The sequence below is a fragment of the Erwinia plantamica genome, from assembly GCF_043420595.1.
GTDB classification, from domain to species: Bacteria; Pseudomonadota; Gammaproteobacteria; order Enterobacterales; family Enterobacteriaceae; genus Erwinia; species Erwinia aeris.
The window spans coordinates 1-435 of the sequence record NZ_JBGCUC010000101.1 but is presented as its reverse complement, the minus strand read 5'-3'; the positions used below and the strand labels follow the sequence as shown (position 1 = coordinate 435).

Genomic DNA, 435 nt, shown 5'->3' with positions numbered 1-435 from the left:
TGTCTCGGATCAGTCCAAAACATCGACTTTTACCCGCACTGTCATGTTTTTTCCCCGTTCAGTGCTGTAGGTATGGCTTGCGGTACTAAAGCCGGCCTGGCTCTGCTGGTTATACCCGGCCATATCGATCCCCTCACCCACCTTGCCGGTGAGAGTTGTGTCGGTGCTTTGAACATCCACTACATCTGCACGTTCGCGGCTGATGCGATCATTATTAGTGCTGATCTGCAGGCGAACGGTGTCTCCCGTGAGGGTCGGTGTTACGTAAAAACCCTGGGTTACATTGCGGTATTGGGTATCGCTCTGCACACGCCCATATCCATCGGTACTGGAGCTGGTTACGGGGATGCTCTGGCCGACCTGAACCAGCGCTGGCTGACCTTCACTGGCCTGGATCTTCTGCACGCCGCCGTCGCGGTTGGAAGTGCCGCGGCG

Annotated in this window: 1 protein-coding gene; it reads right to left on the bottom strand. The window is 56.6% G+C overall.

Features of this window, described 5'->3' with window-relative positions:
- Positions 1-9: 9 nt before the first annotated feature.
- Positions 10-435, bottom strand: a 426-nt coding sequence (locus tag AB3U87_RS22275) for a hypothetical protein (protein ID WP_394150605.1), incomplete at its 5' end; no start/stop codon positions are given.